The organism is uncultured Psychroserpens sp. (genome assembly GCF_947494225.1).
Classification (GTDB): Bacteria; Bacteroidota; Bacteroidia; order Flavobacteriales; family Flavobacteriaceae; genus Psychroserpens.
This window is the reverse complement of sequence record NZ_CANLUG010000008.1, coordinates 24,591-49,566: the sequence shown is the minus strand read 5'-3', so window position 1 is coordinate 49,566 and position 24,976 is coordinate 24,591. Positions and strand designations below refer to the sequence as shown.

The following is a 24,976-nucleotide window of genomic DNA, read 5'->3' as shown; positions in this document are numbered from 1 at the left end:
TTATTCCTGAACGTCGTCTTCAGTGTTTCTGTAATAAATCTTGTCGTCTAACCATTCTTGAACAGCTAAAGCGTGTGGCTTAGGCAATTTTTCATAGAATTTAGACACTTCAATTTGCTCTTTGTTTTCAAAGATTTCTTCTAGACTATCATTATAAGTAGCAAACTCTTCAAGTTTATCAACTAACTCACGTCTAATGTCTGTATTGATCTGTTCTGCTCTTTTTGAGATTACAGAAATTGCTTCATAGATATTATCTGTTGGTGCATCAATGACATTTCTGTCATAAGTTTCTGTTGTTACAGGAGCATTGGTCTTCTTTAAATCCATTATGTATGTGTATTAACTTTTTGTATTATATTGTTGTACAGCCGTTGTCATTTCTTCATTCATCTTATCGGCATCTTTCATTAGTTCTGAATTAGGAAAGAACTTTTTAAAACTGTCATAATAACTTATTGCAGTATTTAATCGTGCCTGTTTTTTTGACTGTATACTATTAATTCCTAATTTATATGCAGAATCCAATCTATAGAACATGGCTTCTTCTTTAAACGTTGTTCCTGGAAAATCTGCCAAGAAGTTATCAAACGCTTTTATAGCCGCTTCATAATCTGATGATTCAAAATAGGCTACTCTATTATATTGTTTTGCAATTTCGAATGCTTTTCGTTCTAACTTATAATCTAATTCTTTAATCAACTTATTAGCTTGTGGTAGAAAATCAGAATTCGGATATTTATTCACAAATAATTGTAGCTTTTCAAGAGCTTCTATCGTTTCTTGCTGTTCTTTACTATAAACAGGAGATACTTCATAATAGCTCTTAGCCGCTAAAAAAGCAGCCTCTTCAACTTTCTGACTGTTTGGATATGAATTTTCAAATCGCGTAAAGTGATATCCTGCTTCGAGATAACTTCTCATTTCATACAATGACTTTGCATGCATAAAAGTTAATTTCTCAGCTTGTGGTTTACCAACATATTTCGGAAGAATTTGTCCTAACAACTTATAGGCCTTAGACCATTTTCCGTCTTCGTACATTTTCGTACCCAACTCAAATTTGGTCTTAATATCTTCAGACTTTAATGCTTTTTGGTATTCGCTACAAGAGTTAAACACCAAAAGAGCGACTAATAAGTAAACTAATTTCTTCATAAATAAAAAACAGGTTGCAAAAGTACGTATTTCTAACGTATTATAAAAACAAAAAATTATGTTCAAAAATAACGTTTGAAATCAGGTGCTCACTAAGTTTAAGTATATTTTAACTATTAATCTAGTCTTCTAAATTTTGTAGTGCTGTTTTTATCTTTTGTTTTAGCTCTTCTGTGGCTTCCACCAAAGGCAATCTAACTGCCGATTTTGATAAGTTCAAGGCTTCTAAAACAGCTTTAATCCCAGCAGGATTATTCTCAGAAAAAATAAGGGATGTAAGCTCCATTAATTCAAAATGAATCTTATAAGCCTCTTTAGCCTTCCCTTCGAGTCCGAGATTAATCATAGTCGTGAATTTTTTAGGTAATGCCTGTCCTAAAACAGATATCACTCCTGCTCCACCAGCCAAAACAACTCCAAGCACCAAATCATCATCTCCAGAAATTATCAAGAAATCATCTGGCTTATCTCTTAGTAATTTTAAGTATTGATGCACGTTGTTACCAGCCTCTTTTACTGCGATTATATTTTTAAAATCTCTTGCCAATCGCAATGTTGTTTCTGGTGTCATATTAGAAGATGTTCGACCAGGAACATTGTACAAAATGATATCTACTGGAGACGCCTCTGAAATGGCTTTAAAATGCTGATAAATTCCTTCTTGTTGTGGTTTGCTATAGTATGGTGAAACAGACAGAAGCGCATCAATAGCACTCAAATCTGTAGTTGTAATTTCTTCAATAACCTGAGCTGTATTATTTCCACCAACACCCAAAACCAAAGGTACTCGTCCCTTATTAGCTTCAACAATTGTCTTTATAATATCCTGTTTCTCATGTTTAGTAATCGTAACGCTCTCTCCTGTGGTACCACTAATTACGATATAGTCTGTACCATTGTCTATGTTAAAATTCACCAAGTTTGCCAATGCATTATGGTCTACCGTAAGGTCTGCATTAAAAGGCGTGATAATGGCCACACCTGTACCATGAAATTTAGTCATTATAATTTATTTAAAACGGTTAAATATTTTTTCATTTCTTTTTTAAAAACCGAAAAATTTTTTGGTTCTATATTTATCATCAAATCGTAAAATCGTTGATCCTCATTCGTTAAACCAACTTTGAAATTTGCTTTTGATGACGCCACAATCATATCGAGTTCTAAGTGTTTTTCCCTATAATAAGAGATTAACACATCAAATTTAGTATCAATAAAAGTTTGTAAGTCGATATTATTTATCTTTCCTTTCCAACCAAAATCTTTTGGATTGAAATAAGTATCCCAAAGCACATTTGTGTCTTTCGAATCCTCAACAAAAGCTATTATTTTAGTCTTTGCCTGCTGAATTCCTAAACTTTTAAAATACATTCTAAAAGACTCAAAATCTGAATATTCACTAATATTCAAAATAACACCTACAGTTGCCATTTTACTGTTACTAACAGCAACACTTCTAGCACTTAACAATTTGTTGATGTATTTTTGGTTTGATTTTGTCTTAAATGCCTTTAAAATCATTTATATTTATGCTTTGTACAAATGTACTAAAAACACATCGTACGATATTGTAAACATTTCACAATAAATTCTATGAATTATAAACATTTTATTCTTCTTATTTGCCTTGTTACGTTGAGTTCGTGTAAACAAGACAGTTACCTCAATAAAATTGAAGGAAAACAAATAAACATCTCCGATAGTCTTCAGGCAGATAAAACTATAGAAGCATTTATTAAGCCTTATAGAGAACACGTTAATGCTAACTTGGATAGTGTTTTAGCTTATGCCGTTAATACATTATCTAAAAGTGATGGGGAGTATAATACAGCCATAGGAAATATGATGGCCGATGCCGTTTTTGAGCAAGCCAATCCTATTTTTAAATCTAGAACTGGTCATGATATAGATATGGTACTGCTTAATCATGGTGGTATTCGTGCAATCATTTCCAAAGGAAACGTAACCTCAAGAACCGCATACGAAGTGATGCCTTTTGATAATTCGGTTGTGGTTGTAGAACTAAAAGGGCAACAAGTAAAAGAATTATTAGATTATCTCGTTAGAGCTAAACGTGCGCATCCTATTTCTAAATTAAAAATTACTCTTGATAAAGACACACTTTTACAATCTGCTTTTATTAATGACAAACCTATAGATTTAAACACATCTTATTTTGTTGCAACGAATGATTACTTATACAATGGTGGAGATCGAATGAATTTCTTCAAAACTAATGACAGTCTTTATGTTTTAGATTACAAGGTTAGAAATGTGCTTATTGATTATTTTTCAGAGACTGATACTTTAAGACCAGTTATTGATGATCGTTTTATTCAGTTAAAAAATTAATTATGAAAAGAAGAGATTTTATTCAGCAAACAGCAGCGGCGTCAGCATTAATTGGACTTGGCGGAATGGGTTTATCATCATTTAAACCAGCTACTAAAAAAATTACCATCTTACATACTAATGATGTTCACAGCCATATTGATGCTTTTGGTCCAGATGATGGACGAAATCCAAATCAAGGTGGTGTTGCCAGACGGGCTAGTTTAATTGATGCCATTAGAAAAGAAAACCCCAATACTTTATTACTAGATGCAGGAGATATTTTCCAAGGCACACCATACTTTAATTATTATGGAGGTGAACTGGAATTTAAACTAATGAGCATGCTTAAATATGACGTTGCCACCATCGGAAATCACGATTTTGACAATGGTATTGACGGACTTTATGCACAATTACCACATGCTAAATTTGATTTTGTTTCAGCGAACTACGATTTCTCAGATACTGTTTTAGACACTCATGTTAAGCCATATCGTATCATTATAAAAGATGGGATTAAAATTGGAATTTTCGGATTAGGAATTGAACTCGAAGGACTTGTTGAAAAAAGGATGTATAAAGAAACTCTTTATTTAGACCCTACAGAAACAGCCCAAGAAATGACACGTATTCTCAAACAAGATGAAAAATGTGACCTAATTATTTGCTTATCACATTTAGGGTACAATTATAGAAATAGGCCAGAAAAGATTAGTGATCTCAAATTAGCAGAAACCACAAAAGATATCGATTTAATTATTGGAGGCCATACGCATACATTTCTTAAAAAACCAACGGTTGTAAAGAACGCTATTGGAGAAAATTTATTAGTAAATCAAGTAGGCTGTTATGGTATCAATCTTGGAAGAATAGATTTCTACTTTGATTCTGATAAGAACAAAGCGGCAAACGGAAAATCTATTATCGTTTAATTATAAATGAACTCGAATTTCGCGTAATCGCTCTGTAGTAGGAATGAAATACGTCTTAAAATTAATGCGCTTGTTATTATTTCGATTCATGTAGTAATCATAAACATACTTATATAGTAAAAACAAACCTGCCGTATGAAGGACACCTTCGAAGACTTCGAATATCCAATAATAGACATATAAGTTACATATATAGTGTAACACATCTGAAAACACAAAACAAAAAACCATCAATAAAAAGGTAATAGACTGCGCTGTTTCTCTACTTAAATACACGGCAAATGCAAAATAAGTCATAGCTATTAATGTAATACCATGACAGATATATAGTACTAGATTTATAGTATCTACAAAATTATCTTTGGCTACACCATAAAGCGCATATAGAAAATACGAATTGAGCAATAGCACGAGTACGAGATACACAGTGACTAAACCTTCAAACTTAACACGCTTCAATTTTCCTAGAAGAACAAAAATGAGTAGCAAGTAAGCACCAATATACATTGTTTTTGATAATTTAGAAGCTATGTCTCCAAAATCAAATACAGAAAAGGCATCACCTACAAAAAACACTAAAAAAACGGTTAAAAAGATGTTAGCCATTTTATTAAGTTGACAAAAGTAAAACGTGAGTAATATCGTAACCGTGATTAGCTTGGCTATTTTAGGCACAACGATCACATCAAAATAGGTAGCTAACGACGTGCCAAGAAGCAAGACGAATAAGACCATAACCAATACCATATTTGGCTTTAATTTTTGCATTTTATGCATGGTAGATTTTTTATTGGGTGAAGCAAATATACTAAAAATTGCGTATTTCAACGAATAAAACATACATTTAATCGATTTTTTAACAAATTTTATCTGTATCTGTAGGGTTTATTTTTCTAATCGTCTAATAGACAATACACTTATATTATGAAAAAATATTTACCACTTATTTTGAGACTTGCAGTCGCCATTATTTTAATACAAACCTTACGCTTTAAATTCACAGGGCATGAAGACAGTATTTATATTTTCTCAAAAGTTGGTTTAGAGCCTGTTGGCAGAATTGGTATTGGAATTGTCGAGTTAATAGCAGGTATCTTATTACTGTTCAAAAAAACAGCCTGGGCTGGTGCAACATTAACAATAGGTATTATTGGCGGAGCAATTATGATGCACTTAACGCAATTAGGAATAGAAATAAAAGGTGATGGAGGTGTACTTTTCTATACCGCAGTTACAACATTTGTACTAGCACTAATTATTCTCTATATCTATAGAAAAGACATTCCTGTTTTAGGAAAAAAATTAAGCTTCTAAATTTTGAGTTTCGTAAGCCATTGTTTGTTCATTTTCTAAACGCGACTGCAGATAGAAGAACGCAAATGCAGCCACTAAAAACATTGAACATAATACATTGAGTACGTTAGAATCGGCAACATAAAAATAAGCGAGTTGTAAGATTTCAGAAAACACAATACAAATAGATCCTATGAGGAGATTCATTGATTTCTTATTATCCTTATGCATATAGTTAATTAAAGCTAATCCCATCAAACTCATAATTACTGCATTGTATATAAACTCAAGCATATATTCCGAATTATCAAGCTCTTCTCTGGTTGTATCGGTAACTAAGTACACGACAAAAATGCCTAAAACCGTAAGTAATATCGTTTGCACAAAAAATTTAGACATTGCTTTAAACATATTGGTTCCAACAAATATTCTAGCAATTAAAAATGAATAAGAAAATATATAAAGGCCATTTCCAATATAATAGAAGTAGTCTACATCATTACTAAAATCAAAATCTATAACCCAAGTTACATAGTTTAATATTTCCGCAGCGGTAAAAAATAGGAGAAATAACAAAAAGAAGATTTGCTTATCCTTTACACGCATAACATACAATATGGTTAACATGACCATAGCCAATGCTCTCACTCCAGAAGCGTGTAGTTCTAAAGCCTGAGATTGCAGACCTAGAAATAGTATACTCAATAGTATAAGTACAATCCCTATAATTTTACTTAAATACATAATTTATTCCTTAATAGCATAGCAAATATATGCAAAAAATACATATAAACGAATAAAAATGCATTTAATCGATAAAATTTAACATTTTGTAGGAATTTTAATTCAATTTGGATAAAAATTCAGATTCCGAGATTATTGCGACTCCAAGTGTTTCTGCCTTAGTTCGCTTACTTGGCCCCATTTTATCACCTGCAACTAAAAAATTAGTCTTGGAAGAGATTGAGGATGAGACTTTTCCGCCATTATCTTCAATCATTTTTTTCAGTTCAGTTCTTGATACAGTTTCAAAAACTCCAGACACTACTATAGATTGTCCTTTTAGCTTATCTGTTTGATTCGCCAATTTTTCTGCAGATAATTCTAACTGTAAACCATAAGACTTCATTTCATCGACAATCATTCTATTTTCTTCGGAAGAAAAGAATTCCACAACACTTTCTGCAATTCGGTCTCCAATTTCATCAACAGCAATTAAATCTTCTACCGAAGCTTCAATAATAGCATCAATATTCTTATAGTGTTTAGCTAGTTTTTTGGCCACTGTTTCTCCTACATAACGAATACCAATAGCAAAAAGCACACGCTCAAACGGAATTTGCTTAGACGCAGCAATACCTTGTATTAAGTTCTCCGCACTTTTTTCAGCCATACGTTCTAAGGGCAATACATCTTCTTTTTTAAGTGTATACAAATCCGAATAATTCGAGATTAGACCTTCATTCACTAAGAGCGCTACCGTTTCTCCCCCTAAGCCTTCAATATCCATAGCCTTTCTTGAAATATAATGCTGAATACGACCTACAATCTGCGGATTACAACCATTATAGTTAGGGCAATAATGTTTAGCATCACCTTCTTGTCGTATCAATTCGGTTTGACATTCAGGACAATGTGTTATGTATTGCGTAGGTTTTGAATCCTCTGGTCGCTTAGACAAGTCAACAGCGATAATCTTCGGAATAATCTCACCTCCTTTTTCAACAAAAACCTCATCCCTTTCTCTAATGTCTAATTTTTCAATTTGATCAGCATTATGCAACGATGCTCGTTTTACAGTAGTTCCTGCTAATTCAACTGGCTCCAGGTTAGCCACAGGTGTTATAGCTCCTGTTCGCCCAACCTGATATGTAATTTCATTAAGTCTCGTAGACACTTGCTCTGCCTTAAACTTATAAGCCATTGCCCAACGTGGTGCCTTAGAGGTATACCCCAATTCTTCTTGTTGTTGAAGACTATTAACTTTAATGACAACACCATCTGTTTCGTAAGGTAAGTCATGCCGATGTACATCCCAATGCGATATAAACTCCAATACCTCATCAACCGACGAGGCTAATCTCGCCGCTTCTGGCACCTTAAACCCCATTTGTCTAGCACGTTCTAAACTTTCAAATTGTGTTTCAAAACCAAGGTTTCGACCAGTAATATTATATAATAAACATTCTAAAGGCCGTTTCGCCACTTCTGCACTATCTTGAAGTTTCAAACTTCCAGAGGCCGTATTTCGCGGGTTCCTATACGGCTCTTCTCCTGCCTCCAGTCGCTCCTCATTCATTTTATTAAATCCATCAAAAGGCAACACAATTTCGCCTCTAATATCAAATTTAGGAGGAAAATCACCTTGTAATTGTAAAGGAACAGATTTAATCGTTTTTATATTCGTGGTCACATCATCTCCCTGAGTACCATCACCTCGTGTAACTGCTCTAAGCAAATTACCGTTTTCGTAAGTCAAGCTAATTGAAGCGCCATCGTACTTTAATTCACAGGTATAAAAAACATCTCCATCAACGAGTTTCTTAATACGTTTTTCCCAATCTAGTAAATCTTCCTTTGAATACGAATTATCTAAAGAATACATGCGATGCTCATGAACAACAGTATTAAAGTTTTTAGTAACCTCTCCTCCAACTCTTAAGGTTGGTGAATTGGCATCATAAAACTCTGGATGCTGCTCTTCTAAATCTTGCAGTTCTTTAAGCTTCATATCAAATTCGTAATCGCTAATTGTTGCATTGTCAAGAACATAATAATTATAATTATGCTCTCGTAATTCTAAACGAAGGTCTTTTATTTTTTGCTGAATTGTCATTAAAAATGGTCGTAAAAAAAAGTTATCTTTAAGGCATCTAATATACTAAAATGTACATCAAAAAAATTGTAGCCCTAAGTGTTTTTATTAGCTTTTTATTCAGTTGTAAATCTGAAGAGCATAGAACTACCAAAATCTCTCAAATCATTCCTACACCATCAACACAAACTATTAATCCAGGTTATTTCGTTCTTAATAATGACGTAGGAATCACCTACGATGACAATTTTAAAACCTCTGGCGATTTTCTTCAGAATTTTATCGAAACCGGAAGCTCTATTACTCTTGAGAACAACGACGATATAACATTTGTTCTTGACAACTCCATAGAACATAACGAAGGCTATGTACTGGATATCAAACCATATGAAATACGAATTCGTGCAAAAACCGATAGAGGTGCGTTTTATGCTGTACAAACACTACGACAACTGTTACCTCCAGAATTTGAAAACAATACATTTTCAGAAGAAACAGTTAGCATACAATGCATGACCATTACAGATGCACCTCAATTTAGTTATAGAGGAATGCATTTAGATGTTGGTAGACATATGTTTTCTGTAGATTTTATTAAAAAATACATTGACGCGCTTGCCATGTTAAAAATGAATACATTTCATTGGCATCTTACTGAAGATCAAGGTTGGCGTATCGAAATAAAAAAATACCCAAAATTACAGGAAGTGGCTGCATTTCGAGACGAAACATTAATTGGACATTACAGTGATCAACCACATCAGTTTGACGGAAAGCGTTATGGTGGTTTTTACACACAAGCCGAAATTAAAGATATCATCGCATATGCGCAAAGTAGACAAGTTACTGTAATTCCAGAAATTGAATTACCTGGTCACGCTCAAGCAGCTATTGCTGCCTACCCTAATTTAGGATGTACTGGAGAACAAGTTGATGTCGCCACTAAATGGGGTGTTTTTGAACATATCTATTGCTCTAAGGATGAAACCTTTGAATTTTTAGAAGATGTGTTAGACGAAGTTGTCGCTCTTTTTCCTAGTGAATATATTCATATTGGAGGTGACGAAGCACCAAAAACACAATGGAAATCGTGTAATAAATGTCAAGAGCGTATCCAAAGTGAGGGTTTAAAGGACGAGCATGAGCTTCAAAACTATTTTATCACACGCATTGAAGCTTATCTTAATTCTAAGGGCAAACAAATTATTGGCTGGGATGAAATTTTAGAGGGTGGATTAGCACCAAACGCAACCGTTATGTCATGGCGTGGTATTAAAGGCGCTGTTGAAGCGGCAAAACAAAAACACAATGTGGTTATGACACCAACATCACATTGTTATTTTGATTATTACCAATCTACTAATCCGGATGAACCTACTGCTATAGGTGGCTTTTTACCTTTAGAGAAAGTCTATAGTTTCAATCCTATTCCAGAGGAGTTAAATGAAGACGAAGTACAATATGTACTTGGCGCACAAGGTAATATTTGGACAGAGTATATGCCTACTTCAGATCAGGTAGAATATATGGCATTCCCAAGAATGCTCGCCATGAGTGAAGTAGTATGGTCAAAAGACGAGAACAAAAATTATATAGATTTTACAAAACGTGTAGAATTATTCAATCAACGCTTAGATATGTTAGATATTAACTACGCCAATCACCTTTATGAAATTTCAGGGGAGCTTATTTCTGAAGGCGACACAACAGCATATGCACTAGTAACAACTACAGATAATAAGACGATCAGGTACACTCTAGATAATTCGGAGCCTAATGTATCGTCAGAGGTTTACAAAACTCCTATTCCAATAACGGAAAGCCAAACTATCAAAGCAGCCGTTTTCAATTCTGAAAAGCGTTTAGGTTCTACGTTTTCTGAAACTATAAACTACCATAAAGCCGTTGGAAAAACAATTACGATTAACAAAATACCACACAAATCGTATTCGGGTAGCGGCCCCGAAGGTTTAATAAATGGCATTTCTGGAAGCGATTCCCGATATGGCGATAAAGAATGGTTAGGCTTTTGGGGAGAAGATATTGCAATTACAATTGATTTAGGTGAAGACACTGATGTTAAATCTATTAAAACAAGATTTCATAACGGTAAAGGACAATGGATCTATGCGCCTAAAGAGATTGAATTTGGGTTTAGCGCTCATGGTATAGATTCAAAAGCAGATATTCCAACTTCAGAAAAGAACATTGTAGATGTTATTATTAAAGCCAATGTCAATACGAGATATATTTATATTAAACTCTCTAATTATGGCATTATTCCAGATGGCAACCAAGGCGCTGGCAATAAGGCATGGACTTTTATTGACGAAATCATAGTAAACTAATATGCTTTTAGAAATTTGTGCTAACTCATACCAATCTGCAAAAAATGCTCAAGAAGCTGGAGCACATCGCATTGAGCTTTGCAGTGAATTATCCATTGGAGGCATTACACCAAGTTATGGGTTGATACAACAAGTTATTACCGAATTAGAGATCGAAACTTTTGTGCTCATAAGACCTAGAAGTGGAAACTTTTGCTATTCTGAAGCGGAGTTCGAGATTATCAAAAAAAACATTCAAGTCTGTAAAGATTTAGGATGTCATGGTATTGTTTCAGGTGTTTTGAATTCTGACAACACCATAGATATTAAACGCACACAAGAACTTATAGCTCTATCTCACCCATTACCATTTACCTTCCATCGCGCTTTTGATATGGTTCCAAATCCTACAGAAGCTATTGAACGACTTATCGATTTAGGTGCGACTAGAGTGCTCACCTCTGGGCAGCAACCAAAAGCCATTGATGGTCTAGACACATTAAAAATGTTAAAACAGCAAGCCCAACATAGAATTACAATCTTGGTTGGTAGTGGCATCTCTTCGGAAAACGCTAAAGTTTTTAAAAATGAAGGTTTTCATGAAATCCATGCTTCAGCTTCTGAAATTATCAATTCTGAGTCATCGTCATATTTCGGAAACACACCTCAAACGGTTTCCAGTTTAAAAGAAATTAAAACCATTTTAAACGTGATTACAAATGAAATATAGTCTAATTGCGATACTTTTACTATTACTAACAAGTTGTGAAGCAAAGCATGATTTACCAATAGCTACCGCTTTGCAAGACAATTGGCAATTCAAAGCTGTAAATGATTCTATTTGGCATGTAGCAACAGTACCTGGAAATGTACATGCCGATTTGCTAGACAACAAACTAATAGAACATCCTTTTATTGGTGCTAATGAAGACAGTCTACAATGGATTTCTGAAACGGATTGGGAATATAAAACTACATTTTCAGTCCCTAATGAAACACTTAGCAAAAAACACATAGCTCTAAATTTTGAAGGACTAGACACCTATGCATCAGTATTTCTAAATGATAGTTTAATTCTGAAAACGGATAATGCATTCCGAGCCTTTTCTGTAAATGTGAAATCGGTTTTAAAACCTCAAAATAAATTGCGAATTGTTTTTGAACACACGTCTATTTCCGAAGAACAAGAGAAAGCCAAATTAGGATATCAACTTCCTGAAGGCAATCGTATTTTTACCCGCAAAGCCCAGTTTCAATATGGCTGGGATTGGGGGCCAGAGTTAAATACAAGTGGCATTTGGCGCCCAATAATGTTGGAGACCTGGAATGATTTAAGACTAGAAGACTTAACCATAAAACAAAGGCTACTGAATGACTCGATTGCAGACATGACGGCCACTTTTGATATTAAGTCTGAGGTGATTAAAGACAAAGAGCTAGTCTACGAAGTTTATGTAAATGATGTACTTCATACTACTTCTAAAGTGGTTCAAAAGGGACACACCAGAACGGTTCCTTTTCAAATAAAATCTCCAAAGCTGTGGTGGCCACATAATTTAGGAGATCCATATTTGTATACTATAAAGATGGTCTTAAAGAGAAACAACAGCATTATTGATAGTGTTTCTATAAAAAAAGGACTTAGAACTATTGCCTTAGTTACTGAAAATGACACCAGAGGAGAATCTTTTTATTTTAAAGTCAATGGCGTTCCTGTATACATGAAAGGCGCTAATTATATTCCACAAAACAGCATGCAAAATAAAGTGACTGATGCGCATTACGAAAAACTTCTAGATGACGTCGTTGATGCCAACATGAATATGCTTAGAGTTTGGGGAGGTGGTATTTATGAAAATGACATTTTTTATGATTTATGTGACGAAAAAGGTATTCTTATTTGGCAGGATTTCATGTTTGCTTGCGCCATGTATCCAGGAGATCAATCATTTCTTGAAAACGTTCAAGACGAAGCTACTCAAAATATCAAACGACTTCGTAATCATGCTTCCATTGCCTTATGGTGTGGAAATAACGAAAACTCTGAAGGCTGGCATCGCTGGGGATGGCAAGCCAACAGAAGTGATGAAGAAAAAGATGAGATTTGGAACAATTATTTAAAGGTATTTGACTCTATTCTCCCTAAAACAGTTAATGAATTTACTGACGCACCCTATTGGGAATCTTCGCCAAAATATGGTCGTGGCAATCCAAAATATCAATTTGAAGGTGATGCCCACGATTGGTGGATTTGGCATGACGCTTACCCTTTTGAACATTTAGAAGACAACGTTCCTCGTTTTATGAGTGAATTTGGATTTCAAGCCTTTCCTAGCTATGAAGCCATCCGTTACATCAATCAAAGTGATTCTTTAGAAATTACTTCGGAAGGATTTAAAAATCATCAAAAACACGTGCGCGGATTTCAACTTATTGACGCCTACATGAAACGCGATTTTCCAGTGCCTGATACGGCAGAAGATTACATTTATCTGAGCCAAATACTTCAAGCCTATGGTATCACTAAAGGTATTGAAGCGCATCGCAGAGCCAAACCTTATAACATGGGAACCTTATATTGGCAACTTAACGATTGTTGGCCGTCTGTATCTTGGTCTAGTATAGATTTCTTCGGAAATTGGAAAGCCCTACATTATAAGGCAAAAACATCATTTGAAAATGTCCTCATATCTAATACAGTAGAAAATGACACATTAAAAACTTATGGCATAAACGATAGTCTCACGGGTTTTGATGACACCTTCACCTATATCATCACAGATTTTGACGGGAAGGTTATAGGAACTGGAACTACCATGAATACACAATTAAATGCCAATTCAAGTCAATTAATTCATACGTTAGATGTAGCAAACCTTAACATAAACAAGGACGAAGTTGTTGTTGCAACTATGTTTGCTAATTTCCACTCTTACGCTTACCTGGTTAAACCAAAAGATTTAAAACTAAAAAAGGGGGCTATCAAAAAAACAATTTCAAAAACCTCTAACGGATTTGAAATCAAATTAGAAAGTACAACGCTACAAAAAGATGTGTTCCTTTATACAAAAAGCAAAGGCCACTTTAGCGATAATTATTTTGACCTCATGCCAAACGAGACGATTATCATTGAATTCAAAACTCAGGAAGGTTCTCTAGACGATTTAAAAATAAAAACACTTAATGATCTAATGGATTAATTATTTGACACCTCTAATCATCCTATCTTTACCAGAAAGATCTTTTTTAAGCGTTACATTCTTAAAATTAAAACTGTGCATAAGATCAATCATTTCTTTTCCTAAATATTCATTGATTTCAAAATACAAAACACCATTATGCTTTAGGTGGTCTTGAGCAAATTCGCAAATCGCTCTGTAGAATTGTAGCGGATTTTCATCATCTACAAACAAGGCCAAATGCGGTTCGTTAAGCAGTACATTCGGTTTTATCTCTTTCTTTTCAAGATGTCTAACGTATGGCGGATTAGAAACGATAACATCAAACACCTGCGACGTCGATACAAGATTTGGATGATTTGGTTTTAAAATAGAATCATGAATAAACTCCAGGTCAACATCATTTAGTTTGGCATTGCGTTTTGCCACAACCAATGCATCTTCTGAAATATCTAAAGCAAAAACCACACTGTTCTTAAGATGCTTGGCCAATGAAATAGCAATACAACCCGTTCCTGTTCCAATGTCTAATATCTGATAAGATTGATCCTTTACCTCATCAATAACTAAGGCCACCAGCTCCTCTGTTTCAGGACGTGGTATTAAAGTATGCTTATTAACTTCAAATGGTAACCCAAAAAACTCGGTCTCTCCTAATATATACTGAATTGGCTGTTCTAACTTTAAGGCACTTAACGTTTCAAAAAGCGGTTGCTCTTCTATTTTAGAAAGCGCATATTCTGGTTCTACCATTAAATGTATCTTATCTAACTGCAAATAATGAGCAATTGCTAGATAAAAAAACGAATCCACCTCATCTTTTCCATAGAGCACATCTAACTCCTTATGATACAAACCTTGGATATCTTTTAATCTCATAGCGATTTAGTCATCCAAACACCACATGAATAATGTCCAGTATTCCCTAAAGGTTCGGTTCTATGCTTAAATCCATTCTGTTCATAAATATGAATAGCCGCTTTAAGTTGCGATGCCGATTCTAAATAACACGTTTCAAAACCAAAATTCTTAGCCGCATCAAGACATTTGGTAAACATAGCTTTACCAAAACCTTTGCCTCTTACTTTGGGGGAGAAATACATTTTTTGAAGTTCACAGACATTACCATCAAAATCTTTTAAAGGCTTTATGCCTCCTCCACCTAAAATCTCATCCCCATTTGCTAAAACAAAATAAACCTCTTTATCGCCTTGGTAAGACTCATACATAAAGGGTGTTTCGGCATCTTCATAAGCCGTTCCCTTTAAAGGAATTTTAAACTCTGGGAAGCAAGCTTTAATTATAGCTTCTATTTGCGCATTGTCCTCAGGACGAATTTCTCTAATAATGATATTATCTTGACTCACTTTATTATAGTATTTTTGCATTCTAATTTCGGTATGAAGATACTGATAAATCTATTTTAAAAAGATGAGAAATTTCATTTTATTATTAACAACAGCCCTAGTTTTCCATAGTTGTAGTGTTAAGGAAAAGCCGTTATTTATTGCTGTTGAAGATATCAAACTTGATGAATCTACCTCAAAAACAATAACCCTTAAAGCTAATGCCATTTTTCAAAACCCTAATGATGTAGGTGGCCGATTAGAAAGTGATAACATTTCAGTATATATCAATGATATTAAAGTGGCTCATGTCTCTTCTGAAAGTTTTAAAGTTCCTGCGAAAAAAGAATTTACAGTACCATTAAAAGTTAAAGTAAGTACCGATAGTATTCTGAAAGGTGACAATAAAAATATCTTAGGTAGTATATTAAGTAGTGTTATTAACAAAAAAATTAAAGTACAATATAAGGGAGAGATTGTTTATAAAACACTTGGGTTTTCATATACATACCCTGTAGACGAAACTGAAATGGTTAAGATAAAATTTTAATTTTCTTTTTTGAAGAACTTGTTTTTAATTAAAAGGAGTATATCTGAAACCAAATACACTAAAACGATAATAATACCTATAACACCAAGGATTTTGGCTCTAGGTTCATAGATAGGATTAGCGTAATTTGATGTTTCGAAACTCATTTTATATCCAAGAAAAATTAGAAACAAACAAAACGGATAAGTAATTAAGCGTATTAAGACGTTTTTAATCATAAACAAATATAAACATCTAAACTAAATTTGACTACCAGCGAAACCTATATAAAACGATGCATTACCATTGCAAAAAACGGTTTAGGCACTACTGCTCCAAATCCGATGGTAGGTTGCGTAATTGTTCATGAAAATCAAATTATAGGAGAAGGTTTCACAAGTGCTTATGGTGGCGCACATGCCGAGGTAAACGCTATAAACTCAGTAAAGGATAAAAATTTACTTCAAAAAGCGACCTTATATGTAACGCTCGAGCCTTGTTCTCATTTTGGAAAGACACCTCCTTGTAGCAATCTTATTATTGAACATCGTATTCCAAATGTTGTCATTGGAACTATGGATGATAACACGCAAGTTGCAGGACAGGGAATTGCTAAACTGAAAGCCGCAGGGTGTCATGTAACAGTAGGCGTTTTGGAACAGGCTTGTAAAATGCATCACAAACGTTTTTTTACATTTCACAATAAAAAACGCCCCTATATTATTTTAAAATGGGCAGAATCTAAAGATGGTTTTATTGCGCCAAAGTCTAAAACAAAGAAAGCGCCAGTCTGGATCACTAATCGATATTCGAGACAATTAGTACATAAATGGCGTGCTGAAGAGCAAGCAATTTTAGTTGGAACGCATACAGTACTGGAAGACAATCCAAGTTTAACCGTTAGAGATTGGACTGGATTACATCCCATTCGTGTAGTTATTGATCGCACTCAAAAACTCTCTAAGGATCACTCCATATTTAATTTAGAAAGTGAAACAATAATCATTTCAGAAGACAATACAGATTTCAATAAATCCATTCCTCCACAAATAGGAACCATTTTACATTCAAAAGCTATTAATTCTGTTATCATTGAAGGTGGAGCGCAAACGCTTCAATCTTTTATTGATAGCAATCTTTGGGACGAAGCTCGAGTTTTTACAGGTACAATCCATTTTAGTGAAGGTGTTAAAGCGCCACATTTTTCTGGACATCTCATTTCCGAAGAACATATAATGACTGATACATTAAAAATTTATGTCAACAATTAAAACTATTATTTTCGATTTTGGTGACGTGTTCATTAATTTAGATAAACAGGGTGCCATACAAAATGCATTAGACTTATTTGGCTTAAATGAACTTCCAGAAGACCTTGTAGCCATAAACACCTTATACGAACAAGGTTTAATGTCAACCTCAGAATTTCTTGGGTTTTATGAAGAAAACTTTCCTTCTCTGTCTAAAAAAGACATTACGAATGCCTGGAATTTTATTCTTAAAGACTTCCCTGTGAAACGGTTGGAATTCATTAAAACATTAGCAAAGGAAGGTAAATACAACCTCATTTTATTAAGTAACACAAATGAATTGCATATCAATTGGATAAAAAAACATGTGGCGTTTTACGAAGAATTTAGAGCTTGTTTTAACAAGTTTTATCTATCACATGAAATCAATCTAAGAAAACCAAATTCAAATATCTATGAGTTTGTTTTAACAGAAAACAACTTAAAAGCCGAAAACTGCTTCTTCATTGATGACACTAAAGACAATACAGAGGCAGCAACAGTTCTAGGAATTCATGTTTGGAATATAGATGAAACTAAAGAAGATGTTATAGACCTTTTCACTATAAACAAAAGCATATTTTGATTTATCTCTTATTAAGCATAGCGGCATCCACTTGTATTTTTATCATATTTAAACTCTTTAATAAATATGGTATAGACACCCTTCAAGGGATTGTTGTAAATTATTTAACGGCATGTTTATTTGGATTGTGGATTTATGATGAGCCCATCGTTGTTAACGACATCGTTAATGCCCCATGGATCTATGGAGCCATTGGTCTAGGGTTTTTGTTTATTGGTGTCTTTACAGTCATGGCATTAACGGCACAGCGTAACGGGCTTTCTGTAGCATCAGTTGCTTCAAAAATGAGTGTCATTATCCCTGTAATTTTTGGTTTATATATGTATAATGAAGGTATCGGGTTTCAAAAAATAATGGGTATTGTTCTAGCGCTTGTTGCGGTTTATCTAGCCTCAATAAAACCTAAAAACTCTGGCAACATCACGAAAGGACTGTGGCTACCTATTTTGTTGTTTTTTGGTACTGGTACCATTGATACTTCCATTAAATACATAGAGACCGCTTATTTACCAGAAAATGGTATTCCTATTTTTTCGGCAACCGTTTTTGCCTTCGCTTTTACAATTGGACTAACATTATTAATAGTTAAAGCTATAAAAAGGTCGTATAAATTTCCTATCAAAGCCATTATTGGTGGTGCCATTTTAGGGATTATCAATTACTTCTCCATTTATTATTTGCTTAAAGCACTTAACCACGACAACTTAGAAAGCTCAACTTTATTTACAATTAATAATGTGGCCATTGTTATGGTGTCAACACTTTTAGGTGTCATTTTGTTTAAAGAAAAAATCTCTAAAAAGAACTGGATTGGAATTGCAATTGCAATTATATCTATAGTAATAGTAACTTTGGCATAAATGGAAAACAGCGACATTTACAAAACTATAACCAAAGCATCTCCTGAAGTTTTATTTAAAGACAGAAACAGCAAGTTTTATGGCTATGCATTTCCCGTCACCACAGAAGATGACGTTAAAAACCATTTGAATACGCTTAAAAAGAATCATCACCAGGCAAGGCATTGGTGCTATGCATATCAATTTGGTATGCAAGAAAAAGACATTGTATTTAGAGCCAATGATGACGGAGAGCCCAATAATAGTGCAGGAATGCCTATTTATGGCCAAATCCAGTCTTTTGAAGTAACCAACATACTCATTGTAGTGGTTAGGTATTTTGGAGGTACCAAATTAGGTGTTGGAGGTTTAATTAACGCTTATAAAACTGGAGCCCAATTGGCGCTAGAAGCTGCCACAATTGTATCTAAAACAATAAATATTGAATATGCTATCTCTTTTGATTATAAGAATATGAATAAAGTCATGAGAATTATAAAAGAGAAACATTTAAATGTTATAAATCAGACTCTAGAATTGAGTTGTAAAATTATAATCTCGGTAAGATTAAAAGACGCACCTTCAATTTTCGAAATTTTTGACAACTTATATGAGATTAATATAAAGAAGTTGAACGATTAAATATGCAGTTTGTCTAAAATATAATCTGGACATCTTGTAGGCCGATTCTTATGAATATCCATAAATACCAAAACAGAATTTCCTGTTGTTAAAATTTCATCATTTTCATTTAAGATTTCATAATCAAATTCAATTTTGGCAGTTGGCTTTTTTACGAGTTTAGTTTTTACTTTAATGAGGTCGTCATAACACGCTGACTTTTTGTAATTTATACTTAATGAAATTACTGGCAACATGACACCACTCTTCTCCATCTCCTTATAGGAAAATCCCATTTTTCGTAACCACTCGGTTCTTCCCATTTCAAAATATTGTGCATAATTACCGTGGTACACAACTCCCATTTGATCTGTTTCTCCATAACGTACTCTAAATTGAATTTCATCAGATTTGGAAAGATCCTCCATAGTTTTTGATATTTTTTTTGTATTTTCGAACCGATTTAAACATGAGAAAAAAATTCTAGAAAATCAATACATTTTGATTTTTTTATTAAAAAATTTGTTCACATATTTGTCATGTAAAAATTATACCAGAGAAACTCGAATTTCTCTTTTTTTTGCTAACTAACTAACAACACAAAAATTAACTTAGAGAATGGATATAACTGCGCAATCGGTTTGGACTAACTGTCTCTCATTTATAAAAGACAACATACAACCTCAAGCCTACAAAACATGGTTTGAGCCTATAGTAGCAGTTAAGCTTACCGATAATGCTTTAAGTATTCAAGTACCTAGTAAATTTTTCTACGAATGGTTAGAAGAACACTACGTAAAGATTTTAAAAGTTGCTCTTACTAAACAATTAGGTGAAACTGCCAAATTAGTTTATGTCATTAAAATGGAAAACACCTATGGCAACAAACAACCTTTTACAGAAAAAATTCCTAGTTCTAATCGTGGAGCCTTAAAATCTCAAGATGTAGATGTTCCTTTAAACAACAAAAATCCTGAGCTTAAGAACCCCTTCGTAATTCCAGGAATTAGAAATGTAAAAATCGAATCTCAGCTAAATCCAAACTATAGTTTTGAAAACTTCTTAGAAGGTGATTCTAATCGTTTGGCTAGAAACGCTGGCTTGGCTGTAGCAAATAAACCTGGTGGAACCTCTTTCAATCCTTTATTAATATTTGGAGGTGTTGGCTTAGGAAAAACACATTTAGCTCATGCTATTGGTGTTGATATAAAAGATAAGTATCCAGAAAAAACAGTACTATATATCTCTGCTGAAAAATTCACACAACAGTATATAGACTCTGTTAAAAAGAATAATAGAAACGACTTTATTCACTTCTATCAAATTATTGATGTTTTGATTATTGATGATGTTCAATTCTTATCAGGAAAATCTGGAACCCAAGATGTGTTCTTTCATATTTTTAATCACTTACACCAAAACGGAAAACAAGTTATTCTAACTAGTGACAAAGCACCTGTTGACATGCAGGATATTGAACAACGTCTACTGTCTCGTTTTAAATGGGGACTTTCAGCCGAACTTCAAAGTCCAGATTTTGAAACGCGTGTTTCTATACTTAAGAACAAATTATATCGCGATGGTGTAGAAATGCCAGAAGAAATTGTAGAGTATGTTGCGAAACATATCAAAACCAATGTTCGCGAATTAGAAGGTGCTATTATTTCTTTAATTGCACAATCCTCTTTCAACAAAAAGGAAATTACGGTTAACCTTGCCAAAGAGATTGTTGAAAAATTTGTTAAAAACACTAAACGTGAGGTCTCTATAGATTATATCCAAAAAGTAGTATCAGACTATTTCCAAATGGATGTTAGTACGCTTCAGTCTAAAACAAGAAAACGTCATATTGTACAAGCAAGACAGTTGGCTATGTTTTTTGCAAAGAAATACACCAAAGCATCTCTTGCTAGTATTGGTTCTCAAATAGGAAAACGAGATCATGCTACAGTACTACACGCTTGTAAAACTGTAGACAACTTATCATCTACCGATAAACAATTTAGAAAATACGTAGAAGATTTGTCGAAAAAACTTTCTTTATAAACATTACAATGACTAGTATTTTAATGGTTTGCCTGGGGAATATTTGTCGTTCACCATTGGCACATGGCATATTAGAATCCAAATTACCTTCTGATAGATTTTATGTTGATTCCGCAGGAACAGCAGGTTATCATATTGGAGACCGTCCAGATCATCGTTCTATTGCAGTTGCAAAATCTCATAATGTGGATATTTCAAGGCAGCAGGCAAGGCAGTTTCAAACATCAGATTTTGATACCTTTGACATCATCTATGTTATGGATCATTCTAATTTTGAAAACGTAGTCAAACTTGCAAGACATACTAAGGATATAGCAAAAGTAAAGCTCATATTAGAAGTTAATCAATCGATTACCAATAAAAGAGTTCCAGACCCTTATTATGGTGAAATGTCAGATTTTGAACACGTATTTTCACTTCTAAATAATGCTTGTGATATCATTTCTAAAAAGCTAACGCGTAAGTCCTTGTAACGATTCTGTTAATAGACTCTTAATTTTTTTCGTATTTTGTAAAAAAATTCCTTAAAATCTAGAAAAATGAAAAATTTAACTCTTTTCCTAGCCTGCTTTGTTATATCCCTAAGTTATGCTCAAAACATCAGCTTAGAAGTTTATGCGTCAGGCTTATCTTCTCCAGTAAATGCAAAACATGCTGGTGATGACAGATTCTTTGTTGCAGAACGCGCTGGTGTTATTAAAATTATTAATGCCGATGGTAGTGTAAACACAGCTCCCTTCTTAGATATCGATCCTAGAGTCATCAATAATGGTGGTGAACAGGGATTACTAGCAATGGCATTCCACCCCAACTATGACACTAATGGCTTCTTTTTTGTGAACTACATCGATAACAATGGTGACACAATTATCTCAAGGTTCACAAGAAGTACAGCGGATACAGCTGACCCAAATTCTGAGGTCATCTTATTAAACATCTCGCAACCATTCCCTAACCACAATGGTGGCGATATGCACTTCGGCCCTAATGATGGATATTTATATATCTCAACAGGCGATGGTGGTTCTGGTGGTGATCCAGGAAATCGCGCACAAAACATGACCTTATTATTAGGTAAAATGTTAAGACTCGATGTTGATGTAACACAAACTCAAATAGACACAGGTATAACATATCTTATTCCTAGTGACAATCCTTTTGTAAGTGACTCTGCTGTTTTAGATGAAATTTGGGCATCAGGACTAAGAAATCCTTGGAAATTCTCTTTTGATAGATCTAATGGTGATATGTGGATCGCAGATGTTGGTCAAAGTAATAGAGAAGAAATCAATCGTGTTTCGTCTACATCAACAGGAGGCGAAAACTATGGATGGAAGTGTTTTGAAGGCACTTCAACATTTAGCAATGGAGCTGGTTGCAGTACTATTACTCACACACCTCCAGTTGCAGAATACAACTATGGTGGAAATCCTTTCAAATGTTCAATCACTGGTGGTTATCGTTATAGAGGAACAATTCAAACAGGGCTCCAAGGTTTATATTTCTTTGGAGATTACTGCAGCGATGAAATTGGAGTTGTTCAAGAAACAGCACCAGATACTTATACTTTGAATTTTGTCGATGACTTTTCGGGTCAAGGTTGGTCTGGTTTTGCTGAAGACGTAAATGGTGAACTTTTTGTAATAGGCTTGCTATCTGGAACAGTTTATAGAATTGTTGATGATAACTTAAGTGTTAGTGACGAAACTTTAAATAGCATTAGAATGTTTCCTAATCCTGCAAAAAACACCTTAACTTTTGATTTAACAAATGCATCCAATCAAATTAATAGTGTCAATATTTTTGATATACAAGGTAAATTAATCCAATCGAACACCAACTTTGATCAGCAACTGGTTACTTTAAACACGAAATCATTAACTAGTGGTTTATATATCGTAGAAATACAAGGAACAGATGGAAAGAAAAGTGTTCGTAAACTCATTAAAGAATAAATGAATCCAAATTTCGGAAAGCTATATCTTATTCCAACACGTCTCGGCGACAATCCGCCTCTTGAAGTTTTACCTATTTCGGTAAAAAAAATTATTGAATTGGTAGACGATTATATTGTTGAGAATGAAAAAACAGCACGACGATTTATAAAAAAGGTAGATTCGAGGAAACAACAATCTACCTTAAACTTTAAAATTCTAAACAAATATACCCAGCCCGAAGAAATTCAAAATTTCTTAGAAGACTGCAAAAAAGGAAAACCAATGGGTTTGCTCTCAGAGGCTGGCTGTCCAGGCATAGCCGATCCTGGTGCTGATATTGTAAAACTAGCACATGATAATAATATTCAGGTGGTACCCTTGGTAGGACCTTCTTCTATAGTTCTAGCATTAATGAGCTCAGGAATGAATGGCCAAAGTTTTGCTTTTAATGGATATATTCCTATTGATAAGCAAGAGCGAAAGACCACCTTAAAACGCTTTGAACGCTTGTCGTATGAGCAAAATCAAACACAATTATTCATAGAAACACCTTATCGTAACAACAAAATATTGGAAGATATTTGTTCTACGTTACATCCCAACACAAGAGTTTGTGTGGCTTGCGATATTACGCTCCCTACAGAATACATCAAAACCATGACTGCAAAGGAATGGAAACATAACAAAGTTGATTTACATAAACGACCAGCTATTTTTATTATTCATAAAGATTGAGATTAATCTCAGTTGAAAGCTGAATGTCTGGCGATTTAAAAAAACGCGCTTGCCCTTCGTAAAACACAAGGCGTTTGACATTAATTTTACACTTTTTTGACATTTCAAATGGTATTTAACCTGCTTTATAGCATACATTTATGACCATAAATCAATACATTTTGGTCGCATGAAAAAAACTATTACAATTTCAGGAATTACCCTAATCATACTATGCATCTTAGTTTATGGCGCACTAAACCTAGATCATAAGAACGTAAACTATGCTAAAGATTTGAATAATGGGCTTAACCCCGTTACGGAGCCTACAAAAACGAGTGTAAACAAAAATAATCAGCGATTTTTTTATTCTGTAGGTAACCGATATGATGTTATCAAAAAATCTGATTTACTTAAAGCCAAATCAATTAAAGATTTCTTGCGAAAAGAGCAAATGCCTCCTTTAGACTCTTACCAATTTATAAGCATGATTGTCGTTAAGGACAATAAGCAAACAGATGAGATAGCAATGCGTAAAACCGATAAACTATCTAAATCTCAAATTGAGTTATTAAAATCTGCTAACTTTTCAACACACATTTTAATAAGAAGTGATTATGAAAACATTAGTGAAGAAACATTACAAACCAAATATGGTTATTGGTGTCCTCACTTAACAATTGTTCCTGAACAACAAGCAAAATATATTTATGGTCAGGACGCACTTGTATCCTATCTAGAAGAAAATGGTGAAGCAGTATTAGAATCAATTGATGAGAATAAGTTCAAATCTGTTAGTGTCTATTTTACAGTAACCAAGGAAGGCCTGATAAGCAATACTAGAATGGAATCAAACTCGAATCATCCAAAGGTTGATGAGAAGATAATAGAGCTTATTACTGGTTCTTCTGGGCAATGGGTTCCTGCAAAAAACATTAAGGGAGAAGATGTTGATCAAGAGCTTGTCTTTTCGCTTAGTACAGGCTGTTAAATAAAAAAAAGCCAATCTATATGATTGGCTTTTCTCATTC

General features: G+C 34.0%; 26 protein-coding genes. 16 read left to right on the top strand and 10 right to left on the bottom strand.

What is annotated here, in order from left to right; translation table 11 throughout:
• The 4 genes from Q0893_RS16520 to Q0893_RS16505 all read right to left on the bottom strand — a co-directional run bounded on the left by Q0893_RS16520 (position 1) and on the right by Q0893_RS16505 (position 2,679).
• Positions 1 to 330: a DNA-directed RNA polymerase subunit omega gene (locus tag Q0893_RS16520; RefSeq protein WP_298756595.1), complete on the bottom strand. Its 330-nt coding sequence runs from the start codon at positions 328 to 330 to the stop codon at positions 1 to 3.
• A 12-nt stretch (positions 331 to 342) separates the two neighbouring features.
• Positions 343 to 1,158, bottom strand: coding sequence for an outer membrane protein assembly factor BamD (locus Q0893_RS16515; protein WP_298903941.1), 816 nt, complete (start codon positions 1,156 to 1,158; stop codon positions 343 to 345).
• A 121-nt stretch (positions 1,159 to 1,279) separates the two neighbouring features.
• Positions 1,280 to 2,161, bottom strand: a complete 882-nt coding sequence (gene dapA, locus Q0893_RS16510; protein ID WP_298903942.1) for a 4-hydroxy-tetrahydrodipicolinate synthase — start codon at positions 2,159 to 2,161, stop codon at positions 1,280 to 1,282.
• Positions 2,161 to 2,679, bottom strand: a complete 519-nt coding sequence (locus Q0893_RS16505; RefSeq protein ID WP_298903943.1) for a hypothetical protein — start codon at positions 2,677 to 2,679, stop codon at positions 2,161 to 2,163. The genes dapA and Q0893_RS16505 overlap by 1 nt, the downstream gene beginning before the upstream one ends.
• A 72-nt stretch (positions 2,680 to 2,751) precedes the next feature.
• On the opposite strand from Q0893_RS16505, the gene Q0893_RS16500 reads away from it, so the two are divergent.
• Together Q0893_RS16500 and Q0893_RS16495 are read left to right on the top strand one after the other, a co-directional pair.
• Positions 2,752 to 3,510: a 5'-nucleotidase C-terminal domain-containing protein gene (locus Q0893_RS16500; RefSeq protein ID WP_299277736.1), complete on the top strand. Its 759-nt coding sequence runs from the start codon at positions 2,752 to 2,754 to the stop codon at positions 3,508 to 3,510.
• Positions 3,511 to 3,512: 2 nt separating this feature from the next.
• On the top strand, positions 3,513 to 4,424 hold the full coding sequence (locus Q0893_RS16495) for a bifunctional UDP-sugar hydrolase/5'-nucleotidase (protein WP_298903945.1): 912 nt from the start codon (positions 3,513 to 3,515) through the stop codon (positions 4,422 to 4,424).
• Here Q0893_RS16495 and Q0893_RS16490 read toward each other — a convergent pair whose 3' ends face one another.
• The gene (locus tag Q0893_RS16490) at positions 4,425 to 5,192 is read right to left on the bottom strand and encodes a hypothetical protein (RefSeq protein WP_298903946.1); all 768 of its coding nucleotides are present in this window, start codon (positions 5,190 to 5,192) and stop codon (positions 4,425 to 4,427) included. It abuts the gene before it with no gap.
• 180 nt (positions 5,193 to 5,372) lie between these two features.
• Between Q0893_RS16490 and Q0893_RS16485 the strand changes: the two genes are divergently transcribed.
• Entirely contained in the window at positions 5,373 to 5,738 is a 366-nt protein-coding gene (locus Q0893_RS16485; protein WP_299277731.1) for a DoxX family membrane protein, read from the top strand.
• Here the strand turns inward: Q0893_RS16485 and Q0893_RS16480 are convergent.
• Both Q0893_RS16480 and ligA read right to left on the bottom strand, forming a co-directional pair.
• Positions 5,727 to 6,461, bottom strand: coding sequence for a hypothetical protein (locus Q0893_RS16480; protein ID WP_298903948.1), 735 nt, complete (start codon positions 6,459 to 6,461; stop codon positions 5,727 to 5,729). The two genes, Q0893_RS16485 and Q0893_RS16480, sit on opposite strands and share 12 nt — an antisense overlap.
• Positions 6,462 to 6,558: 97 nt before the next feature.
• A complete protein-coding gene (ligA, locus tag Q0893_RS16475) occupies positions 6,559 to 8,553 on the bottom strand; it encodes an NAD-dependent DNA ligase LigA (RefSeq protein ID WP_299277727.1) in 1,995 nt (664 codons plus the stop codon).
• Positions 8,554 to 8,603: 50 nt separating this feature from the next.
• On the opposite strand from ligA, the gene Q0893_RS16470 reads away from it, so the two are divergent.
• From Q0893_RS16470 to Q0893_RS16460, 3 genes are read left to right on the top strand one after another with little or no spacing between them, the layout of a single operon-like run.
• Positions 8,604 to 10,880 (top strand): family 20 glycosylhydrolase, encoded by a 2,277-nt coding sequence (locus Q0893_RS16470; protein WP_299277724.1) that lies wholly within the window; start codon positions 8,604 to 8,606, stop codon positions 10,878 to 10,880.
• 1 nt (position 10,881) lies between these two features.
• Positions 10,882 to 11,589: a copper homeostasis protein CutC gene (locus Q0893_RS16465; RefSeq protein WP_299277721.1), complete on the top strand. Its 708-nt coding sequence runs from the start codon at positions 10,882 to 10,884 to the stop codon at positions 11,587 to 11,589.
• Entirely contained in the window at positions 11,579 to 14,059 is a 2,481-nt protein-coding gene (locus tag Q0893_RS16460; RefSeq protein ID WP_299277718.1) for a glycoside hydrolase family 2 protein, read from the top strand. Before Q0893_RS16465 ends, Q0893_RS16460 begins: the two co-directional genes overlap by 11 nt.
• Here Q0893_RS16460 and prmC read toward each other — a convergent pair whose 3' ends face one another.
• Together prmC and Q0893_RS16450 are read right to left on the bottom strand one after the other, a co-directional pair.
• Positions 14,060 to 14,917, bottom strand: coding sequence for a peptide chain release factor N(5)-glutamine methyltransferase (prmC, locus tag Q0893_RS16455; protein WP_299277715.1), 858 nt, complete (start codon positions 14,915 to 14,917; stop codon positions 14,060 to 14,062).
• On the bottom strand, positions 14,914 to 15,426 hold the full coding sequence (locus tag Q0893_RS16450) for a GNAT family N-acetyltransferase (RefSeq protein ID WP_298903954.1): 513 nt from the start codon (positions 15,424 to 15,426) through the stop codon (positions 14,914 to 14,916). Before Q0893_RS16450 ends, prmC begins: the two co-directional genes overlap by 4 nt.
• Before the next feature lie 43 nt (positions 15,427 to 15,469).
• Between Q0893_RS16450 and Q0893_RS16445 the strand changes: the two genes are divergently transcribed.
• From Q0893_RS16445 to Q0893_RS16425, 5 genes are all read left to right on the top strand, one after another.
• Positions 15,470 to 15,934, top strand: a complete 465-nt coding sequence (locus Q0893_RS16445; RefSeq protein WP_298903955.1) for an LEA type 2 family protein — start codon at positions 15,470 to 15,472, stop codon at positions 15,932 to 15,934.
• Positions 15,935 to 16,179: 245 nt separating this feature from the next.
• Positions 16,180 to 17,184, top strand: a complete 1,005-nt coding sequence (gene ribD, locus Q0893_RS16440) for a bifunctional diaminohydroxyphosphoribosylaminopyrimidine deaminase/5-amino-6-(5-phosphoribosylamino)uracil reductase RibD (protein ID WP_299277710.1) — start codon at positions 16,180 to 16,182, stop codon at positions 17,182 to 17,184.
• On the top strand, positions 17,171 to 17,788 hold the full coding sequence (locus Q0893_RS16435) for an HAD-IA family hydrolase (protein WP_299277707.1): 618 nt from the start codon (positions 17,171 to 17,173) through the stop codon (positions 17,786 to 17,788). Before ribD ends, Q0893_RS16435 begins: the two co-directional genes overlap by 14 nt.
• Positions 17,785 to 18,648, top strand: a complete 864-nt coding sequence (locus tag Q0893_RS16430) for an EamA family transporter (RefSeq protein ID WP_299277703.1) — start codon at positions 17,785 to 17,787, stop codon at positions 18,646 to 18,648. The genes Q0893_RS16435 and Q0893_RS16430 overlap by 4 nt, the downstream gene beginning before the upstream one ends.
• Complete coding sequence (locus tag Q0893_RS16425) at positions 18,649 to 19,269, top strand: YigZ family protein (protein WP_299277700.1); 621 nt, start codon at positions 18,649 to 18,651, stop codon at positions 19,267 to 19,269.
• Here the strand turns inward: Q0893_RS16425 and Q0893_RS16420 are convergent.
• On the bottom strand, positions 19,266 to 19,676 hold the full coding sequence (locus tag Q0893_RS16420; protein ID WP_299277697.1) for a thioesterase family protein: 411 nt from the start codon (positions 19,674 to 19,676) through the stop codon (positions 19,266 to 19,268). The two genes, Q0893_RS16425 and Q0893_RS16420, sit on opposite strands and share 4 nt — an antisense overlap.
• Before the next feature lie 190 nt (positions 19,677 to 19,866).
• Between Q0893_RS16420 and dnaA the strand changes: the two genes are divergently transcribed.
• The 5 genes from dnaA to Q0893_RS16395 all read left to right on the top strand — a co-directional run bounded on the left by dnaA (position 19,867) and on the right by Q0893_RS16395 (position 24,936).
• Positions 19,867 to 21,294, top strand: a complete 1,428-nt coding sequence (dnaA, locus tag Q0893_RS16415) for a chromosomal replication initiator protein DnaA (RefSeq protein WP_298903961.1) — start codon at positions 19,867 to 19,869, stop codon at positions 21,292 to 21,294.
• A gap of 8 nt (positions 21,295 to 21,302) precedes the next feature.
• Positions 21,303 to 21,767: a low molecular weight protein-tyrosine-phosphatase gene (locus Q0893_RS16410; RefSeq protein ID WP_298903962.1), complete on the top strand. Its 465-nt coding sequence runs from the start codon at positions 21,303 to 21,305 to the stop codon at positions 21,765 to 21,767.
• A 66-nt stretch (positions 21,768 to 21,833) separates the two neighbouring features.
• On the top strand, positions 21,834 to 23,249 hold the full coding sequence (locus tag Q0893_RS16405) for a PQQ-dependent sugar dehydrogenase (RefSeq protein ID WP_299277692.1): 1,416 nt from the start codon (positions 21,834 to 21,836) through the stop codon (positions 23,247 to 23,249).
• Positions 23,250 to 23,966 (top strand): SAM-dependent methyltransferase, encoded by a 717-nt coding sequence (locus Q0893_RS16400; protein ID WP_299277689.1) that lies wholly within the window; start codon positions 23,250 to 23,252, stop codon positions 23,964 to 23,966.
• A gap of 169 nt (positions 23,967 to 24,135) precedes the next feature.
• Positions 24,136 to 24,936 (top strand): hypothetical protein, encoded by an 801-nt coding sequence (locus Q0893_RS16395; protein WP_299277686.1) that lies wholly within the window; start codon positions 24,136 to 24,138, stop codon positions 24,934 to 24,936.
• The last annotated feature ends 40 nt before the right edge of the window (positions 24,937 to 24,976 follow it).